This is a genomic window from Leclercia sp. 29361 (assembly GCF_011290365.1).
In the GTDB taxonomy this organism is placed as follows: Bacteria; Pseudomonadota; Gammaproteobacteria; order Enterobacterales; family Enterobacteriaceae; genus Enterobacter; species Enterobacter tamurae.
Window position 1 is genome coordinate 3,122,744 of sequence record NZ_CP049786.1, and the last position, 16,648, is coordinate 3,139,391.

General features: G+C 56.3%; 13 protein-coding genes and 1 pseudogene. 1 reads left to right on the forward strand and 13 read right to left on the reverse strand.

Annotated features, from left to right (window positions below; all coding sequences use genetic code 11):
• Positions 1-2: 2 nt before the first annotated feature.
• From G7090_RS15025 to G7090_RS15075, 11 genes are read right to left on the reverse strand one after another with little or no spacing between them, the layout of a single operon-like run.
• Positions 3-968, reverse strand: coding sequence for a GDP-L-fucose synthase (locus G7090_RS15025; protein WP_166182941.1), 966 nt, complete (start codon positions 966-968; stop codon positions 3-5).
• Positions 969-970: 2 nt separating this feature from the next.
• On the reverse strand, positions 971-2,092 hold the full coding sequence (gmd, locus tag G7090_RS15030; RefSeq protein ID WP_106993498.1) for a GDP-mannose 4,6-dehydratase: 1,122 nt from the start codon (positions 2,090-2,092) through the stop codon (positions 971-973).
• A gap of 27 nt (positions 2,093-2,119) precedes the next feature.
• Entirely contained in the window at positions 2,120-2,668 is a 549-nt protein-coding gene (wcaF, locus tag G7090_RS15035; RefSeq protein WP_166182942.1) for a colanic acid biosynthesis acetyltransferase WcaF, read from the reverse strand.
• Between the two features lie 15 nt (positions 2,669-2,683).
• The gene (wcaE, locus tag G7090_RS15040; protein WP_106993500.1) at positions 2,684-3,430 is read right to left on the reverse strand and encodes a colanic acid biosynthesis glycosyltransferase WcaE; all 747 of its coding nucleotides are present in this window, start codon (positions 3,428-3,430) and stop codon (positions 2,684-2,686) included.
• 11 nt (positions 3,431-3,441) lie between these two features.
• Positions 3,442-4,662 (reverse strand): colanic acid polymerase WcaD, encoded by a 1,221-nt coding sequence (wcaD, locus tag G7090_RS15045; RefSeq protein ID WP_166185382.1) that lies wholly within the window; start codon positions 4,660-4,662, stop codon positions 3,442-3,444.
• Complete coding sequence (gene wcaC, locus G7090_RS15050; protein WP_166182943.1) at positions 4,637-5,854, reverse strand: colanic acid biosynthesis glycosyltransferase WcaC; 1,218 nt, start codon at positions 5,852-5,854, stop codon at positions 4,637-4,639. Before wcaC ends, wcaD begins: the two co-directional genes overlap by 26 nt.
• On the reverse strand, positions 5,851-6,339 hold the full coding sequence (gene wcaB / locus G7090_RS15055) for a colanic acid biosynthesis acetyltransferase WcaB (RefSeq protein ID WP_103792230.1): 489 nt from the start codon (positions 6,337-6,339) through the stop codon (positions 5,851-5,853). The genes wcaC and wcaB overlap by 4 nt, the downstream gene beginning before the upstream one ends.
• Before the next feature lie 2 nt (positions 6,340-6,341).
• Entirely contained in the window at positions 6,342-7,181 is an 840-nt protein-coding gene (gene wcaA, locus G7090_RS15060) for a colanic acid biosynthesis glycosyltransferase WcaA (protein WP_106993567.1), read from the reverse strand.
• A 20-nt stretch (positions 7,182-7,201) separates the two neighbouring features.
• A complete protein-coding gene (wzc, locus tag G7090_RS15065; RefSeq protein ID WP_166182944.1) occupies positions 7,202-9,364 on the reverse strand; it encodes a tyrosine-protein kinase Wzc in 2,163 nt (720 codons plus the stop codon).
• 2 nt (positions 9,365-9,366) lie between these two features.
• A complete protein-coding gene (wzb, locus tag G7090_RS15070; protein WP_106993504.1) occupies positions 9,367-9,810 on the reverse strand; it encodes a low molecular weight protein-tyrosine-phosphatase Wzb in 444 nt (147 codons plus the stop codon).
• Between the two features lie 5 nt (positions 9,811-9,815).
• Positions 9,816-10,952, reverse strand: a complete 1,137-nt coding sequence (locus G7090_RS15075) for a polysaccharide export protein (protein WP_166182945.1) — start codon at positions 10,950-10,952, stop codon at positions 9,816-9,818.
• Positions 10,953-11,644: 692 nt separating this feature from the next.
• Here G7090_RS15075 and G7090_RS15080 point away from each other — a divergent pair.
• Positions 11,645-13,228, forward strand: coding sequence for a TerC family protein (locus G7090_RS15080; RefSeq protein WP_166182946.1), 1,584 nt, complete (start codon positions 11,645-11,647; stop codon positions 13,226-13,228).
• A 156-nt stretch (positions 13,229-13,384) separates the two neighbouring features.
• Here the strand turns inward: G7090_RS15080 and G7090_RS15085 are convergent.
• Positions 13,385-14,539, reverse strand: a pseudogene (locus tag G7090_RS15085) (IS481 family transposase).
• A 238-nt stretch (positions 14,540-14,777) separates the two neighbouring features.
• On the reverse strand, positions 14,778-16,631 hold the full coding sequence (gene asmA, locus G7090_RS15090) for an outer membrane assembly protein AsmA (protein ID WP_166182947.1): 1,854 nt from the start codon (positions 16,629-16,631) through the stop codon (positions 14,778-14,780).
• Between the last annotated feature and the right edge of the window lie 17 nt (positions 16,632-16,648).

Sequence of the window (16,648 nt, forward strand, 5' to 3'; positions counted from 1 at the left end):
ATCTACCCCCGGAACCGCTGCTGGTTTTCCAGGAACCACTGGTAAGTACTGGCCAGCCCCTGCGCCAGCGTCACCTCGTGGAACCAGCCCAGCTGATGCAGACGGGTCACATCCAGCAGCTTGCGCGGCGTGCCGTCGGGTTTGCTGGCATCGAAGGCCACGCGGCCCTTGTATCCCACCACCTGAGCGATAGTCTCAGCCAGCTCACGGATAGTGCAGTCCACCCCGGTGCCAACGTTGATGTGCGACAGCATCGGCTCGGTGTTCTCCTGCCACACCTCGCGTGCCAGCTCCATCACGTGAATGCTGGCGGCGGCCATGTCATCCACATGCAGGAACTCGCGCATCGGCGTACCGCTGCCCCACACCACCACTTCCGGTGCGTTGCTGACGGTCGCCTCGTGAAAACGACGCAGCAGCGCCGGGATCACGTGCGAGTTGCTCGGGTGGAAGTTATCGTTCGGGCCGTACAGGTTGGTCGGCATCACCGAGCGATAGTCGCGACCGTACTGGCGGTTATAGGATTCGCACAGCTTGATCCCGGCAATCTTGGCGATGGCGTAGGGCTCGTTGGTCGCTTCCAGCGTGCCCTGCAGCAGCTCGCTCTCGGCGATGGGCTGTTTGGCCATCTTCGGGTAGATACAGGATGAGCCGAGGAACAGCAGCTTGTTCACGTTATGCAGATGCGCAGCGTGAATGATGTTGCTCTCAATCATCATGTTTTCGTAGATGAAATCTGCCGGATAAGTGTTGTTGGCGACAATGCCGCCCACTTTTGCCGCCGCCAGATAGACCTGGTCGATGCGCTGCTCGGCAAAAAATGCCTGTACCGCGCCCGCATCGAGCAGATTCAGTTCATCACGGTTGCGAACGACCAGTTCGACGTTACCGCGCTGTTCCAGCTGGCGAACAATCGCGGAACCCACCATTCCGCGATGACCGGCAACAAAAATTCGTTGTTTGCTCATACTCAGGACTCCAGCGCGATGGCAACCTCGTAGCCATGGGACTTGAGCAGGGAGTGTTTCTTCGCCGCTTCAAGATCGTGGGCAACCATCTCTGACACCATCTCCTGGAGGGTGATTTCCGGCTTCCAGCCCAGTTTTTCGTGCGCTTTGCTTGGGTCGCCGAGCAGGGTTTCCACCTCAGCAGGACGGAAGTAGCGCGGGTCAACCTGGACAATCACATCGCCCGGCTTCACGCCCGGTGCGTCATGGCCGGTCACGGAGACCACGATACCCTTCTCTTCCACGCCGGTACCTTCGAAGCGCAGTTTGATACCCAGCTGGGCTGCCGCCATCTCAACGAACTGACGCACGGAGTACTGCACGCCGGTGGCGATGACGAAGTCTTCTGGTTTTTCCTGCTGCAGCATCATCCACTGCATTTTCACATAGTCTTTGGCGTGGCCCCAGTCACGCAGGGAGTCCATGTTGCCGAGGTGCAGGCAGGATTCCAGACCCTGAGCAATGTTGGCGATGGCGCGGGTGATTTTACGGGTCACGAAGGTTTCGCCGCGGCGCGGGGATTCGTGGTTGAACAGAATACCGTTACAGGCGTAGATGCCGTAGGACTCGCGGTAGTTCACGGTGATCCAGTAGGCGTACATTTTAGCCACAGCATACGGAGAGCGCGGGTAGAACGGCGTGGTCTCTTTCTGCGGGATCTCCTGCACCAGGCCATACAGCTCGGAGGTAGACGCCTGATAGAAACGGGTCTTCTTCTCCAGACCGAGGAAGCGAATGGCTTCCAGCAGACGCAGGGTACCCATGGCATCCACGTCGGCGGTGTATTCCGGGGATTCGAAGGAGACCGCTACGTGGCTCATCGCGCCCAGGTTGTAAACCTCATCCGGCTGCACTTCCTGCAGAATACGGGTCAGGTTGGAGCTGTCGGTCAGGTCACCGTAGTGCAGGTGGAATTTCGGGTTTGCTGCATGTGGATCCTGGTAGATATGATCCACGCGCTCGGTGTTAAACGAGGAGGCACGACGTTTGATTCCGTGCACTTCGTAGCCTTTTTCCAGCAGGAGTTCCGCCAGATAAGAACCATCCTGTCCGGTAACGCCGGTGATGAGAGCGACTTTAGACATGTTTATTTTCTCCAGACTTATCAGAAGTTATTCAGTTTCAACGCGTTCGCGTATCACCACTGCGGGATTGCCACGGCAAAGCTTATTTGCCGGAAGCGATTTAAAAACACTGCTGCGCGCACCAACAACGGTGCCATCGCCAATGGAAACACCGGGCGCGACAAAGACATCGGTCGCCAGCCAGCATTTCTCACCCAGGGTGATGGGCTGCGCATTAATATCAAAATGTTGACTCATATAATCGTGACTGCCGGTGCAGAGATAACACTTCTGCGACACCACCGAATTGGCGCCAATCGAAATATCACCCAGCGTATATAACACCGCCTCGTCACCCACCCAGGCGTTATCCCCTAAGGTTAATTTCCACGGGTAAGTAATTTTTACCGACGGGCGAATCACTACGTTTTTTCCGATTTTTGCGCCAAACAGACGTAATAAAAAGGCGCGCCAGCGGTACATTATTTGCGGCGACCAGGCAAATAACGTCGCCTGAACTGCCCACCATAACTGCACCTTAATACCGCCTGCGCCACGAAATCCTTTTGGCACAGAGAAGCCACTTAATTCCTGCATCGTGTTTCCTTATATTCAGGCTTTGTTATATAAGGCTTTTGTTTTACCGGTCGTTTTTAGACGCAATAAATAAGACAATTCCGCGAGCACACCCGGCATGCGCAATATTTCGCGCTGCACTTTTTTGGCATCCTGGCATAATTCAAGATTATTCGAGGTTGACACGCCGCCCATCGAGAATTCAGATACCAGCCCCGGGAGACGTTTAAACGGATAACCGGCTTTATACATTCTGGCGGTCAGGGCGTAATCCGACGAGACGCGGTACTGCAGATCGTACGGGTACGTTTTTAATCCGCTGACGGGAAAGAAAATCGCCTGATGGCTGGCCGGCAGGCTGTGGTAAATATACCAGCCCGGTTTCGCCGCCCGGCGCACTTTATTTCCGTCACCAAAATCGAGTAACGCATCGCCGAGGATCATGGCGTTACCCTGCACGTCGCCGAGCTGGCGTACAAACTGCGCCACATCGTCATGAAAAATGTCGCCAGAGTTGAGGAAGATCGCGTAGCGACCCTGCGCCATGTCGATGCCTTTATTCATGGCATCGTAGATACCGCGGTCTTTCTCGCTGACGTAACGTAAGTTGAACTCACCGTTCAGTTTTTCGAGAAATTCTGCCGTGCCGTCGTTGGAACCGCCATCCACCACAATCCATTCAAAACTGAGGCTGGGATCGCGGGCCAGGTTGCGCAGCGAACGCCAGGTTTTTACCACGCCGTCAAGATTACGGAAGGCAACAGTAATAACGCTGAGTAACATAAACCACCTCGTTATGAATGCGTAATATTAAGCGCCTTGCGCAAAATAAACGGGCAAACAATTAAGAATGCGTATTCCGGGCTAAATATTGACCCGGTAAAAAACAGCGACACCGGCGTAAAAAGATAAAGCTGTACGCGAAAATTCTGATTATCACCGAAAGCGCTGATCGTCATTTTGAAAACTTTGAACAGATACCACGCCGTTAATAACACTGCGAACCACGAAAAATAAATAATCAGCAGATACAGGCCATTGTCTATGGTTTTTCCGACGTCCGCACCGTTAAAGATTCCGAATGATGCGACATATTCGTAAAGTGAGCCGAATCTGACTACGCCATCAATATGGGTTAAAGAGTAACCCACCATCACCAGCGGACCGATAATACGATAATAAGATGACGATCCTTCGGTCCCCAAATCACCCAGGCGTTCGGAAATATACGGGAAGGCAAATACCACCCCGACAAGGAACACCGACAATGAAATGATCGCTAAAGGTAACTTTTTCTTGATCGCCTCTTTATTCAGATACTGAAACGCCCACTCAAGAAGGTAAAACAGGATAAAGGTCATTACCCCGGAGAACGATCCTGACAGGACTATTCCTGCAAGAATCATAGCATCGCTCTTGGGCGTTTTGATACCAAACTGTTTGATGCTGAGCCAAATTGAGATTAACGCCAGAGCAAAGAATGCCGGTTCGAAATAGAGTGCCGTCGTACGCTTGCCGCCAAATTTAATGAAATTCAGTACATAGCTATTACTGTAAATAAGATATTTCGAAATTATTTCCATCAGGCTACTGCCGCCTGTCAAAATAATTTGCGCCATCTCCAGCGCCGCTATCGTCACAATGATGCCGATGACCAGATAAAAGAACCTGAGGATCTTCCGATAATTGTGCGGCGAGATGGTTTTAAAGCGAATACTCCACACCATCCCGATAATGATCACGATATAGACGAACAGCATCGTGGAGGTGACATATTTGCTGGCGTCCAGCGACTGACCAAAGATGTAGTTAAAGGCCGTCAGCCCCACCCCCAACCCCAGGGCAATCATCAGCTTTTTCACGCTGATCTTGTCGACAAACAGCAACAGCAGCAGCGGTAAGAAGGTCACGATGGTGATGGGGAAGCTCTCACCCAGCTGGGCAATTTTGACGTTGACCAGCAGGTAGACCAGCGGCAGCAGCAGATAGCTACAGATTCTGATAGAACGAGACATACTCCTCCAGCATCTGTTGTCCACTGTAGGCCTGACGGCTGCGGGTGCGGAACGATTCCAGGTCAGTGCCAAAAACGGCCTGAGCGATCTCCGCTTTCGACAGCTGCACCAGCGGCAGTACCTCGTTTTCCGTGAAGGTTTTCCCCCCTGATTTCTCCAGCACTTCCCGCGCCGCGTCGCTGTGGGTAGCGATCACCGGCACGCCGATGGAGAGCGCTTCGCACAGGATCAGCGGGTAGTTATCCACCCGGGAGCTGAACACCAGCGCATCCATGCCGTTCAGGGCGCTCATCAGCTTGCGCTTGTCGGTTTCGAAGCCGTGATTGATCACGTTGGCACCGTCAAAGGGCGAAAACTTCCCGAAGGTGTGCAGTTCGATTTTGTCCCCGAGGGCCATGATCTGGCGCACCAGCTGCTGGTTGGTTTTGCCGTCGTAGCGCAGGTCGTGGGCCACTACCGCGATTTTCGGTTTGCCCGGCGTCACGGCGACCGGGGTCAGCTCGGCCAGAATCTCTTCAGTGGCCACGTCGATGCCGTTGTTGATGATTCGGCAGCGCCCTGCCCCGTACAGGCAGTTAAACGCATCGGCCACGTGCTGGCTGGGGGAGATGAACTGGCAGCCGAGCGCCAGCATGTCGCGGAACAGCTGACGTTTACCGGCCACCAGCTGATGAGCGCGATCCACCTTCACCGGAGGATAGTTGCCGAGCGTCGGGCACTTCTGGCAATTCTCTTTCCAGCCTTCGCAGCCGTCGGTAAAGGCGCAGCGGCCGGTGACGCTCCAGTGATCGTGCAGGGTCCAGACGAACGTGGTATCGGGTTTGTGCGCCTGCACTTTCTCGCAGAAGGCCACGACCTCCTCCAGCTTCAGCCAGTAGCTGTGCAGGACGTGAAAATGCAGCACTACCGGGCCCGCGGTGCGGGTCACGGTGCGATACAGGCTGTTAAGGTTGCCGAACAGATCGCGGTTAAAGAGACGGAACAGGGCAATATTCGCCACCGAGGTCAGACGCGGGGTATGTTTCACCACCTGCGGATAGCGGTCGTGGCTGACGCTCTTCTTGCCGCCCTTGCCGTAGCCGTAGATAAAGCGCGACTGAAGCCCTTTTTGCAGCGCGCGCTGGTGCAGATCCAGCGCCACCCCTGCCGCCCCGCCCTCGGCGAGACGCACGTTAAATTGCAGAATATTCATTTGATCACCTTCACCCGGGCCTTCTCGCCCACCACCAGCGCGTTGTCCGGGATGCTGTCGAGCACTACGCTCCCGGCTCCGATGGTGACGTTATTGCCTACGGTGATATCACCAATCATCACCACGTTGGCGCCCAGCTCAACGTTATTGCCAATCACCGGGCAGGCAAGGCTGTCCGGACCGCGGTTGCCAAGGGTCACGCCGTGGCGGATGGTAAAATCATCCCCGGCAACCACGAATTTATTGATCACCACGGCATAGCCGTGGTGAATGGTAAAGCGCCGTCCGATGGTGGCCGCGGCCTGGATTTCATAGCCGAAGAAGCACTCGGTGATGATGCGGTACAGCACCAGCACCGGGGCCGCCCACAGGTTATTGAGGACGTTCTTTTTGCGCCAGACGGAGCAGAAATGGGCCACCCGGTAGGCCAGCACCATGCAGCAGGGGCGCAGGCTCCAGCTGTTTGCGCGACAATCTTCCAGCACCATTATTTCCCCCGCAGTCCGTCAGCCAGACGCTTACCGTTGCGCACCGAGATCAGCGTCAGCAGCGTGCGCCAGTTCATGCGCTTATTGCGGATCTGATACAGGGTAAACAGCTGATACTTGCGGCTGGCGCGATCGAACTTGTCCCGATGCTTGCGGTAGAAGTGGAAGTAGCCTGAGAACTTTTTCGGTGAGGAGGTGATCTGCATCTCGCCATGGTTGATGTGCAGGATCTGCGTCGCCTCGTCCACCTTCCACGGCTCGCCATACTCCACCACCATCCGCAGGAAGATGTCGTAGTCCTGGGCGGCCTTCAGTTCGGTATCGAACAGGCACTCCTTGAAGCGCCATGCCCAGGTAAAGACCTGATTGCCGATGATGTTGCGCTTGTAGAACAGGCGGCGCGAGTAAGGTGATTTCGGGTACAGCGGCAGACTGGCGGGTTGGGAGTAAACCTCCCCCTCGCAGACATAGTCGTTGGCATACAGGAACGCATGGGTCACCAGATGATGCTGATGAGCCAGGAAGGTCGAGAGCCGGTTCGGCGTCCACTCATCGTCGTCATCAATACCGGTCAGGTACTGACCGTTGGCCTGCAGGATCGCCTGATTGCGTACCGCGCAGGCACCGGAGTTGATGGCGTTGTGGGTGTAGACCACCCGCGGATCGTTCAGGTCAGTGACAAACTGCTGCAGCTGTTCCCAGGAGGAGGAGCAATCATCGACGATGATCAGCTCCCAGTGGTCGTAATCCTGGCGCAATACCGACTTTATCGCACGGATCGCCAGCTGCTGACGGTTCCATGTCGGCATATAGATAGAAATCAAAGGGCGTGTTGTCATGGTATTCCCCGAATGGCTCATTACTTGCTGTCCGACTTATATTCGTACTCGTAATACCCGTAATCCTGATAACCAGCGGCACGGCGGAAGATGGAGTTGAGGATCACCCCTTTCACCGGAATGCCGTTCTGCTCGAAGCGGCTGAGGCTGGTTTCGACCTCTTTCAGGGTGTTAACCGCATAACGTGCCACCATCAGCGTGGTGCCCGCGTGGCGACCCACGATTGCCGCATCGGTGACCGCCAGGATTGGTGGGGTATCGATGATTACCAGGTCATAATTCTCGCTGGCCCACTTCACCAGTTGGGTGAAGCGCTCGCTCATCAGCAGTTCCGACGGGTTCGGCGGCACCTGCCCGCGGGAGACCAGGTCGAAGTTAGGCACGGAGGTCGGTTTCGCGCACTGGGTGATATCGCCCTTGCCGAGCAGGATCTCCGACAGACCGTTAACGTTATTGGTGCCCAGCAGTTCGTGGGTGTAGCCCTTACGCATATCGCAGTCGATCAGCAGCACGCGCTTGTTGGTCTGGCTGACCACCGCCGCGAGGTTGGCGCAGACGAAGGTTTTCCCGATGGACGGGCTGACCCCGGAGAGCATCAGCACGTTGTTGCTGGCCTGCATCATGGCGAAGTGCAGGCTGGTGCGCAGGCTACGAATGGCTTCGATGGCCAGATCCGTTGGGTTACCGACTGCCAGCAGCTGGCTCTGTTTGTAGCGTTTAACCCCGTTAGTGGTTTTGACGCTGTCACGGGACTTCTGCCACTCGGAGAGCGGGATGCTGGCGTAGACGTTGATACCGTGCTCTTCCAGCACCTGCGGGCTTTCGATCCCACGGTTAAACAGGGAGCGCAGCAGCACGCCAACGATGGAGAGCATCAGGCCGAGAATAATGCTGCCGAGAATAATCAGCGCCTTCTTCGGCTTCAGCACGCCGGGCTGGGTGATGGCCGGATCGACAATTCGCACGTCGCCCACGGTGCTCGCTTCGGTGATCTTCAGCTCCTGCTGTTTGTTCAGTAGCTGCATATAGACCTGCTGACCGGACTCCACGTCGCGGGTCAGACGCAGGATCTCCTGCTGGGTTTTTGGCATCGCGGTGACGCGGCCATTGAGCTTCGCTTTTTCCTCTTCCAGGGTCTGGCGTTTCTCCAGCAGCGTGCGGTAGGCAGGGTGACGTTTGGTGTAGAGCTTGGAAATTTCCGCCTCTTTAAAGGTCAGCTCGTTGAGCTGGGCGTCGATGTTGACCATCGAATCCAGCACCGACTTCGCTTCCAGCGGCAGGTCAACGGAATCTTTATCCTGGCGGAAGGCGTTGAGCTTGTTCTCGGCTTCATCCAGATGACCGCGCACTTCCGGGAGCTGTTTGGCAAGGAAGTCGAGACTTTTTGACGCCTCTTCCGACTTGCGCTTTACGTTCTGCGCCTGGTAGTTGCGGGTGATGCTGTTGAGAATGTCGCGGATTTTGTCTTTGTCTTCCCCGGTAAAGGTCAGACTCAGCACCCCGGTATCTTTCCCGGTTTCGGTGACCGTCAGGTTGCCCTGCAGGTTATTGATCATTCCCAGCATCGAGAATTTGCTGACGGTGAACTCGCTGCCGCTCTGGGCATGAATGGCGCTAACCATCATGCTCACGCCGTCTTTAGTCAGTATCTCCCCCACCTTGCCGCGGGCGCTAAACCCGGCGTCGCTGGTGAGTTCATACTGATCTTTGCCCAGCACCTCGAGGGTGAAGACCTGACTTGCTCCCCCGGCAGGCAGGGTAAAGGTGGTGACTTTGACGGTGTCGTTCTGACGGCCCATCAACCGGTCCCAGCCCGCGCCAAACACCGGGAAGGTGTTTTTGCTGACGCCGATGTCGAGATCCAGATCGTCCACGGTTTTACCCAATACCAGGCGGGACTGGATCAGCTCAATTTCCGCCTGCGAGGCGGGCGGCTTATTCGCCAGCGCTGAACCAATGTCCTGCACCAGCGAGCTGCCGCTGTTCTGCTCGATTTGTACCAGCGCATCGGCGCTGTAGATCGGCGTGGCGAAGAGGGTGTAAATCACCGCCGCAACGGCAAATACCGCGGTGATGCCTATCACCCACCAGCGCGCCTCGACCACGGTGCCGATCAGGCGACCAATATCAATCTCATCACCGCCCGCACTCGGGGAGGAAGAAGGTTTTACGTTTGCTGTCATTATTATCCCTGCTGAACGTTCAGTGCCTGTGCCCACTGGCGGGCAGACTGGTCGAGTAAGGTGTAAACCGCCTCAAACGCTTCATGGCTTTTGCGATACGGATCGGGGATCTCACGCTCATTGTCCCAGTGACCAAAGAGCATCACCTTGCCGCGCATCTCCGGTGCGATATCGCACAGGGCGTGGATGTGGCGTTTTTCCATAGCGAGGATCAGGTCGTAGTCCCGGCACAGGCTGGCTGTCACCTGACGGGCGCAATGCCCGTCGAGCGAAAGCTGATGCTCTGCCGCGACCTGACTTGCGCGCTCATCGGCCCCTTTGCCGACCAGCGCGCCCAGCCCGGCTGACGCGACGGTCAGCTGTGGCTGGTACTGTTTTAAAAGCCGCTCAGCGGTGGGGGAACGGCAGATGTTCCCCACACAAACCACCAGAATTTTGTTAAACATCGTTATCACCAGTTGTGGTACTGATGTACCGTGTCGGTCATGGTATGGATATTGTTGATGGTCGGCATCAGCTGGTTCATCACACGGTTCCAGCGCGTAATCGGCGCGGTGGTGACGTAGACCACGTCATATGGCTGGAGGCGGAACCCGGTTGCCATCACCAGCGAGGTCGCATCAGACATATCCAGCTGGTAGACGTTGGCAATCTTGCCCTTCCCACCATTTCCGGTGATCGGACGGATCACGAAGATGCCGCTGGCGTCGGAGGTGCTCATATCCAGCCCTTCCGCGTTGCCCAGCGCTTCGGTCAGGGTCATACCGCTGAAGTCCATCTTGAGGGTGCTCTGTTTCTTCACTTCGCCCATCACGAACACTTTCAGGTCGTCATTGCGCGGCACAAACAGGATGTCACTTGGATAGAGCAGACGGTTCTGGCTCAGGTCGCCGTTCTGCATCAGCGCCTGCAGGGAGATACGCTCCTCTTTACCTTTATGGGTCAGCACCGCATTGCGCCAGTCGGCGCCATCGGTGAGCCCGCCCGCGGCGTTGATGGCGTCGAGCACCGTCAGCGGCACGTTGGTGATCGGCTGCTGGCCAGATTTATTCACCTGGCCGGAGACATAGACTTTCTGTGAACGGAATGCGGCGATATTAACGTCCACCTGCGGATCGGCGATGTACTGCGCTAAACGGCCGGTAATATCACTACGAATCTGGGAGAGCGTTTTGCCGGCAACACGTATTTTGCCGACATAGGGATAGAACATGGTGCCATCCGACTGAACCCAGTTACCGGCATCGCTGGAGCTACGATACTGCCCCGCCGGGGTGGTTAGCTCCGGGTGATCCCAGACGGTAACGTTGATGACATCTCCAGGCCCCACGCGGTACTGGTAGCTGGCGATCTCCTGCTCGAGGTCGACATTCGGCCGTGCGACAACCGGGCGGGGGCGTAATTGTTCAACCAGCTGCGGGGTCATTGGATAAACATTCACCATGCGGTTGATATCAAAATCAGCATCCTGCTGTTTAATCACATCCTTGCCCGATGTTGACATATTGCTGCCGGGAAAGACCGTACAACCACTCATCAAGGTCACAGACACCAATAATGGCATCAATTTCATTTTGGATTTCATCATTGATTATTTATCACTATGGAAGAGTAATTATCCTGTGCATTTAAATAAGCGCGTAGGCGTATTACTTTTAGCATGCAGTCAATAAAAGTGAAATATAACTGGCATCAGTCCTAAAAGAGGCTTATTTGCATTCAGACTATTGACAGAATAATCGAGGCTGATTAACACGCTTTCAGGCACGCTACCGCCCTTGGCTTTCAGTTACCAATCTACTGTTTAAACAGTACGTTATGAGTAAACACCCTCTTTGGCACGGCATAACGAAAAATATAAAAGGCCGGATAATTCCGAACCCGATATAAGTTTTTCATGTCATTAAACCGATACAGAAATAGCAGCAAAACACAGCGCAATTTGATGCTGAAAGAATTGTTGCAGCTAACGGAATAGCAGGCAAGGAAACATCAACGAAGGCGTGGCTTTTAAGATTAATATTAACGGCCACACTTCTGCATTTTTAGGAATAGCTTGATATTGACTTTATTGAAGGAAGCACTTTGACCTGCGATATTTCTTATTTTGCGATAATACAGACTATTCACAATATTAACCCACAGAGCGCAGGGTTTATTTCCACCATGATTCAGTAAAATCTGTACAGATAAATGCCCGGCTGGCATTGCATTTTTCAGGTGCAGTATCCATGATCGAAATGTGACAATTGTCATATAACAAAAGGTATTACTCACACTATGGAATGGATAGCAGATCCATCAATATGGGCCGGGCTGGTCACCCTGGTGGTGCTGGAACTTGTGCTCGGTATCGATAACCTGGTCTTTATCGCTATTCTCGCCGAAAAACTGCCCCCTGCTCAGCGCGACCGCGCCCGCATCACCGGCCTGTTAATGGCGATGGTGATGCGCCTGCTGCTGTTGGCCTCTATCTCCTGGCTGGTGACGCTCACCCGCCCGCTGTTTACCGTCCACGGATTTGGCTTTAGCGCCCGCGATCTGATCATGCTCTTTGGGGGCTTTTTCCTGATCTTCAAAGCCACCATGGAGCTTAACGAAAGGCTGGAAGGCAAGGACAGCGAGAACCCCACCCAGCGGCGCGGGGCCAAATTCTGGGCTGTGGTGGCACAAATCGTGGTGCTGGACGCCGTCTTCTCCCTGGATTCAATGATCACCGCCGTGGGGATGGTCGATCACCTTGGGGTGATGATGGCCGCGGTGATTATCGCCATTGCCCTGATGGTAATGGCCAGCAAGGCGCTCACCCGCTTCGTCAACGATCACCCAACGATTGTAATTTTATGCCTGAGCTTCCTGCTGATGATCGGCTTTAGCCTGGTGGCAGACGGTTTTGGCTTCCACATTCCGAAAGGCTATCTGTACGCCGCGATTGGCTTCTCGGTAATTATTGAGGCGCTGAACCAGCTAGCCATCTTCAACCGCCGCCGCTTCCTCTCTGCCAATCAGACCCTGCGCCAGCGCACCGCCGACACGGTTATTCGCCTGCTGAGCGGTAAAAAGGAGGATGCCGAGCTGGATGCGCAGACGGCTTCGCTGCTGGCCGACCATGACAACAGCCCGATCTTTGCCCCGCAGGAGCGCAGGATGATTGAGCGGGTGCTGCATCTTAACCAGCGCTCGGTGAGCAGCATCATGACTTCGCGCCACGATATTGAACATATCGACCTGAACACGCCCGAGAGCACCATTCGTGCGCTGCTGGATAAAAACCAGCACACCCGCATTGTGGTCACCGGCGGGGAGCAGGAGGAGGAGCTGCTGGGCGTGGTGCACGTTATCGATCTGCTCAATCAGCAGCTGCGCGGCGAGCCGCTTAACCTGCGGGTGCTGATCCGCCAGCCGCTGGTGTTCCCGGAAGTGCTGCCGCTGCTGCAGGCCCTGGAGCAGTTCCGCAACGCGCGGACCCATTTCGCCTTCGTGGTGGATGAGTTTGGTTCTGTAGAGGGGATCGTGACGCTCAGCGACGTGATGGAGACCATCGCCGGTAATCTGCCGAACGAAGTGGAGGAGATCGACGCCCGGCACGATATTCAGAAGAATGCTGACGGCAGCTGGACCGCCAACGGCCATATGCCGCTGGAGGATCTGGTGCAGTACGTACCGCTGCCGCTGGACGATAAGCGCGAATACCATACCATTGCCGGTCTGTTGATGGAGTATCTGCAACGGATCCCGCAGCCGGGGGAAGAGGTTCAGGTGGGAGATTATGCGCTGAAAACCCTGGAGGTGGAAAACCACCGGGTGCAGAAGGTACAGCTGATCCCGCTGATGACGCAGGATGATGTGGATTACGAGTTGTGATGCGTTCCCCTCACCCCGCCCTCTCCCCATAGGGGCGAGGGAGAAAACACGATCGAGTTCAGTCTATAAGACCGCACCAGACTGTTCCCTCTCCCCTCCGGGGTGTACGGTCCGGGGACATGGTAGACAGGTGTTCGGGGACATGGTGAACACTTTTTAACATCCTTTACCCATGGTGATCGACTTTTTCTTCAGGTCGATCACCCCCACTTTCGTGCTGTACCACCACACCTCGTAACAACCGTCCTCCTGCATCTCCCTCAGCCCGACCTGCTCGCCCCTGAACGCCTTGCCTGCGCTCAGACTGATACCCTTCACGCTCAGCTTCCCGCTGATATCCACCTTCCTGACCATCACGCCCCCGTCGTATTCCGGCGGTGTGGTGTGGCTGCGGTACTGCCGCGCGGACGGCTGGTAGCGCGAGGCCGGAACCGCCATATCCAGCGCATCATGGGGCCGTTCGAGGTTATAGACCGTCCGCCAGTGGTCGAAGGCGCGCTGCAGCTCGCTGCTGTCCGCGAACCACTTACCCTGCAGGACTTCCGCCTTCAGGCTGCGGTGAAAACGCTCCAGCTTGCCCTGGGTCTGCGGGTGGTAAGGCCGCGAGTGGCCCACCCGGATCCCCTGGCGCATCAGCCACAGTTCGAGCGCCGTCCAGGTGCCGGTGGTGTCGCCCCAGGGGGCGCCGTTGTCCATCGTCATCCGGTCCGGCAGGCCGTAGCGTTCGAACACCCTGACCAGCTGCTGCTGCACGGTCTCACGCCGTTCATCGGGGCAGTGCATCAGGCACAGGGAAAAACGGGAGTGGTCATCCAGCAGGGTGAGCGGATGGCAGCGCCCGCCGCCGAAGGGAAAGTGGCCCTTGAAATCCATCTGCCAGAGCCGGTTCGGGGCGTCATGTTCGAACCGGCCTGTGGCCGGAACGCCCGGCGCCGCACCCGGCAGCAGGCCGTGGCGGGCCATCAGGTTATGGACGGTGCTGAAGGTGGGCATACGGTGCCCCTAGTCTTCCAGCCAGCGCTTGATCTTGCGGGCGCCCCAGCGTTCATGACGGGCATGGGCCATGCGCAGCAGGTCAGCAATGTCGTCTGATGAACGGTTCGGGGAATGACGGGGCGTGCGGGGACGATCCTGAAGGCCGGATAAACCGTCCTCAGCCCAGCGTCGAAGCCACTTGTAGCCGGTGGCAGGTGAGATGCCGTAGTGACGGCACAGCGCGCGGATGTTCGCCCCGTCCTGCGAGGCAAACAATACAAACTCGGTACGTAATGACATGGTATCTCTCGCATCCCACGGCATAAGCGACTCCATAAACGGGTTCTTATGCCTCAGTTGTAAGTGTCTACCATGTCCCCGAACAAGTGTTCATGATGTCCCCGTAGGGGCGAGGGAGAAAACACGATCGAGTTCAGTCTATAAGACCACACCAGACTGTTCCCTCTCCCCTCTGGGGAGAGGGAGAAAACACGATCGAGTTCAGTCTATAAGACCGCACCAGACTGTTCCCTCTCCCCTCTGGGGAGAGGGTTAGGGTGAGGGGAAAAAGCGCTTACTGAAGCTTATCCAGTAACTTCTTCACATCTTTGCCGTTCTGCGAATCTTTGTTCTTCTCCGCCCAACCACTAAGACGACGTTTCGCCTCATCCTGAAGATGTTTACGCAGCAGCTGATCCACCTGCAGGCTGTAGTTGAGCGCCTGCCAGTTGCCGTAGACGTTCAGCGGGATCGGCGTGGTTTTCAGGAAATCGATTAGCCTGCTTTCACCCAGCCAACCCTCCAGCACGCGGATTTTGAAGCGGGTGTCGGCCGTCTCTTTGATCAGATCCAGACTCCCGTTACCTTCGAGCGTCAGCATGGGCGATTCACCCTGCATACCATTCAGCGTCACCTGCCCTTCGTTGAGGCTCAGGTCGGTGACAAAGCTGTCCAGACGGGTCGCGTTATCGACGTTCTCTTTTACCTTCACGTTGCTGCTACGCTCCACCGCCTGCTGCACCAGCTGCTGGAAGTTAAGCCCTTCCATGCGGGTGTTCTGCATTTCCAGATGGGCCTGGCCCTGCCAGTGGTGACGGAAGGCGTCGGCGTCAATCTTGCTGCCCGAAAAATCACCGGCCATGGTCAGGCTACCGGTGAGCGAAATCGGGTAGTTAAAGGCCTTCAGAATGGTGCCGATCTCAATATTATCCAGACGCGGCTGGAAAGAGGACCGGGCGACCGCTTTACGCACGTCGAGCGTGCCGGGTAAAGAGATATGCCCTTCTCCCATTTTACCGCTCAGCTCAGCAATGGTCAGAAGGCCGTTCTTGTTGGTCATCTGGCTGCTGACCTGGCTGAAGTCCATACCCCGCCAGTGCACGCTGTTGGCTTTCAGCAGGATATCGGCGCTAAAGCCGCGCAGGCCGTTGTAATCGGGCTGCTCCAGGTTGGAGGAGATCACCGGGCGCTGAGGTTTGGCCTGCGTTTGCCCCTGCTGCACCGCCTCGCCGTCGGCGGCCGCGGCGGCCTGGGCCGGGAGCAGGTTTTCCAGATTAAGATTGTCGAACTGCAGGTTCATGTTCCATTGCGGTTCGCTGCCAAGGATCACGCTGGCCTGGCCGGTCATCGCGCTGTCATTGGCCTGTAAATTGAGTTGATTGAGTTCAAGCTGCTTCTGCTCTTCACGCCACTGCGCCTGCAAAGTACCCTGGCCGCTGATGCCCTGTGCAGGCAGATCCACGCCGGTCAGTTGCCAGCTCAGCTGCTGGATCTCAGCGCTCAGCAGGTGCGGATAGTCAGAGGCGTTCACATTGGCGGCGAGGGAAAGCTTCAAATCGCGCTGATTGCGGTTAATGCGGCCGCTGAAGTCGATCTTGCCTTTGTGGTGTTCATCCTGCTCCATCTGCAGGTTGATATTGCGCACCGTGACCTGCTCGGCACCTTCGTGCTGGAACACCAGCAGGCTGTCCGCCACCTTCAGGCGGCCAATATCGAATGACCAGCCGGCATCTTCCGCTTTATCCGGGAGGGTGTTCTCACGCGGGGCCACCGGCGCATCGGCGTTACGCACCGCCTCAGACTGCGGGGTCAGCTGGATCACCGCCCCTTTGAGCATCACCTCATTGACCTGCAGCTGATGCGAAAACAGCGGCATCAACGCCACGTCGAGGCGCATATTGTCGGCAGCCACCAGCGGCACCGACGCTCCCGGCGCGGTAAGGGACATGCGCCCGGAGAGGATGCTCAGCTGTGGCCAGACGTGCCAGCGCAGCGGCCCCTCCAGCTTCAACGCATACCCGCTGCGGACCTCGACCTGACGCACCATGTAGGCGCGGAAGTCATTGGGGTTGACCAGCAGAACCAACGCTGACAGGCCAGCAACCAGCACCACCAGCAAAATCATCAGCGTTGTCAGAACTCTTCTCATGGCTTCCTCAATGGACC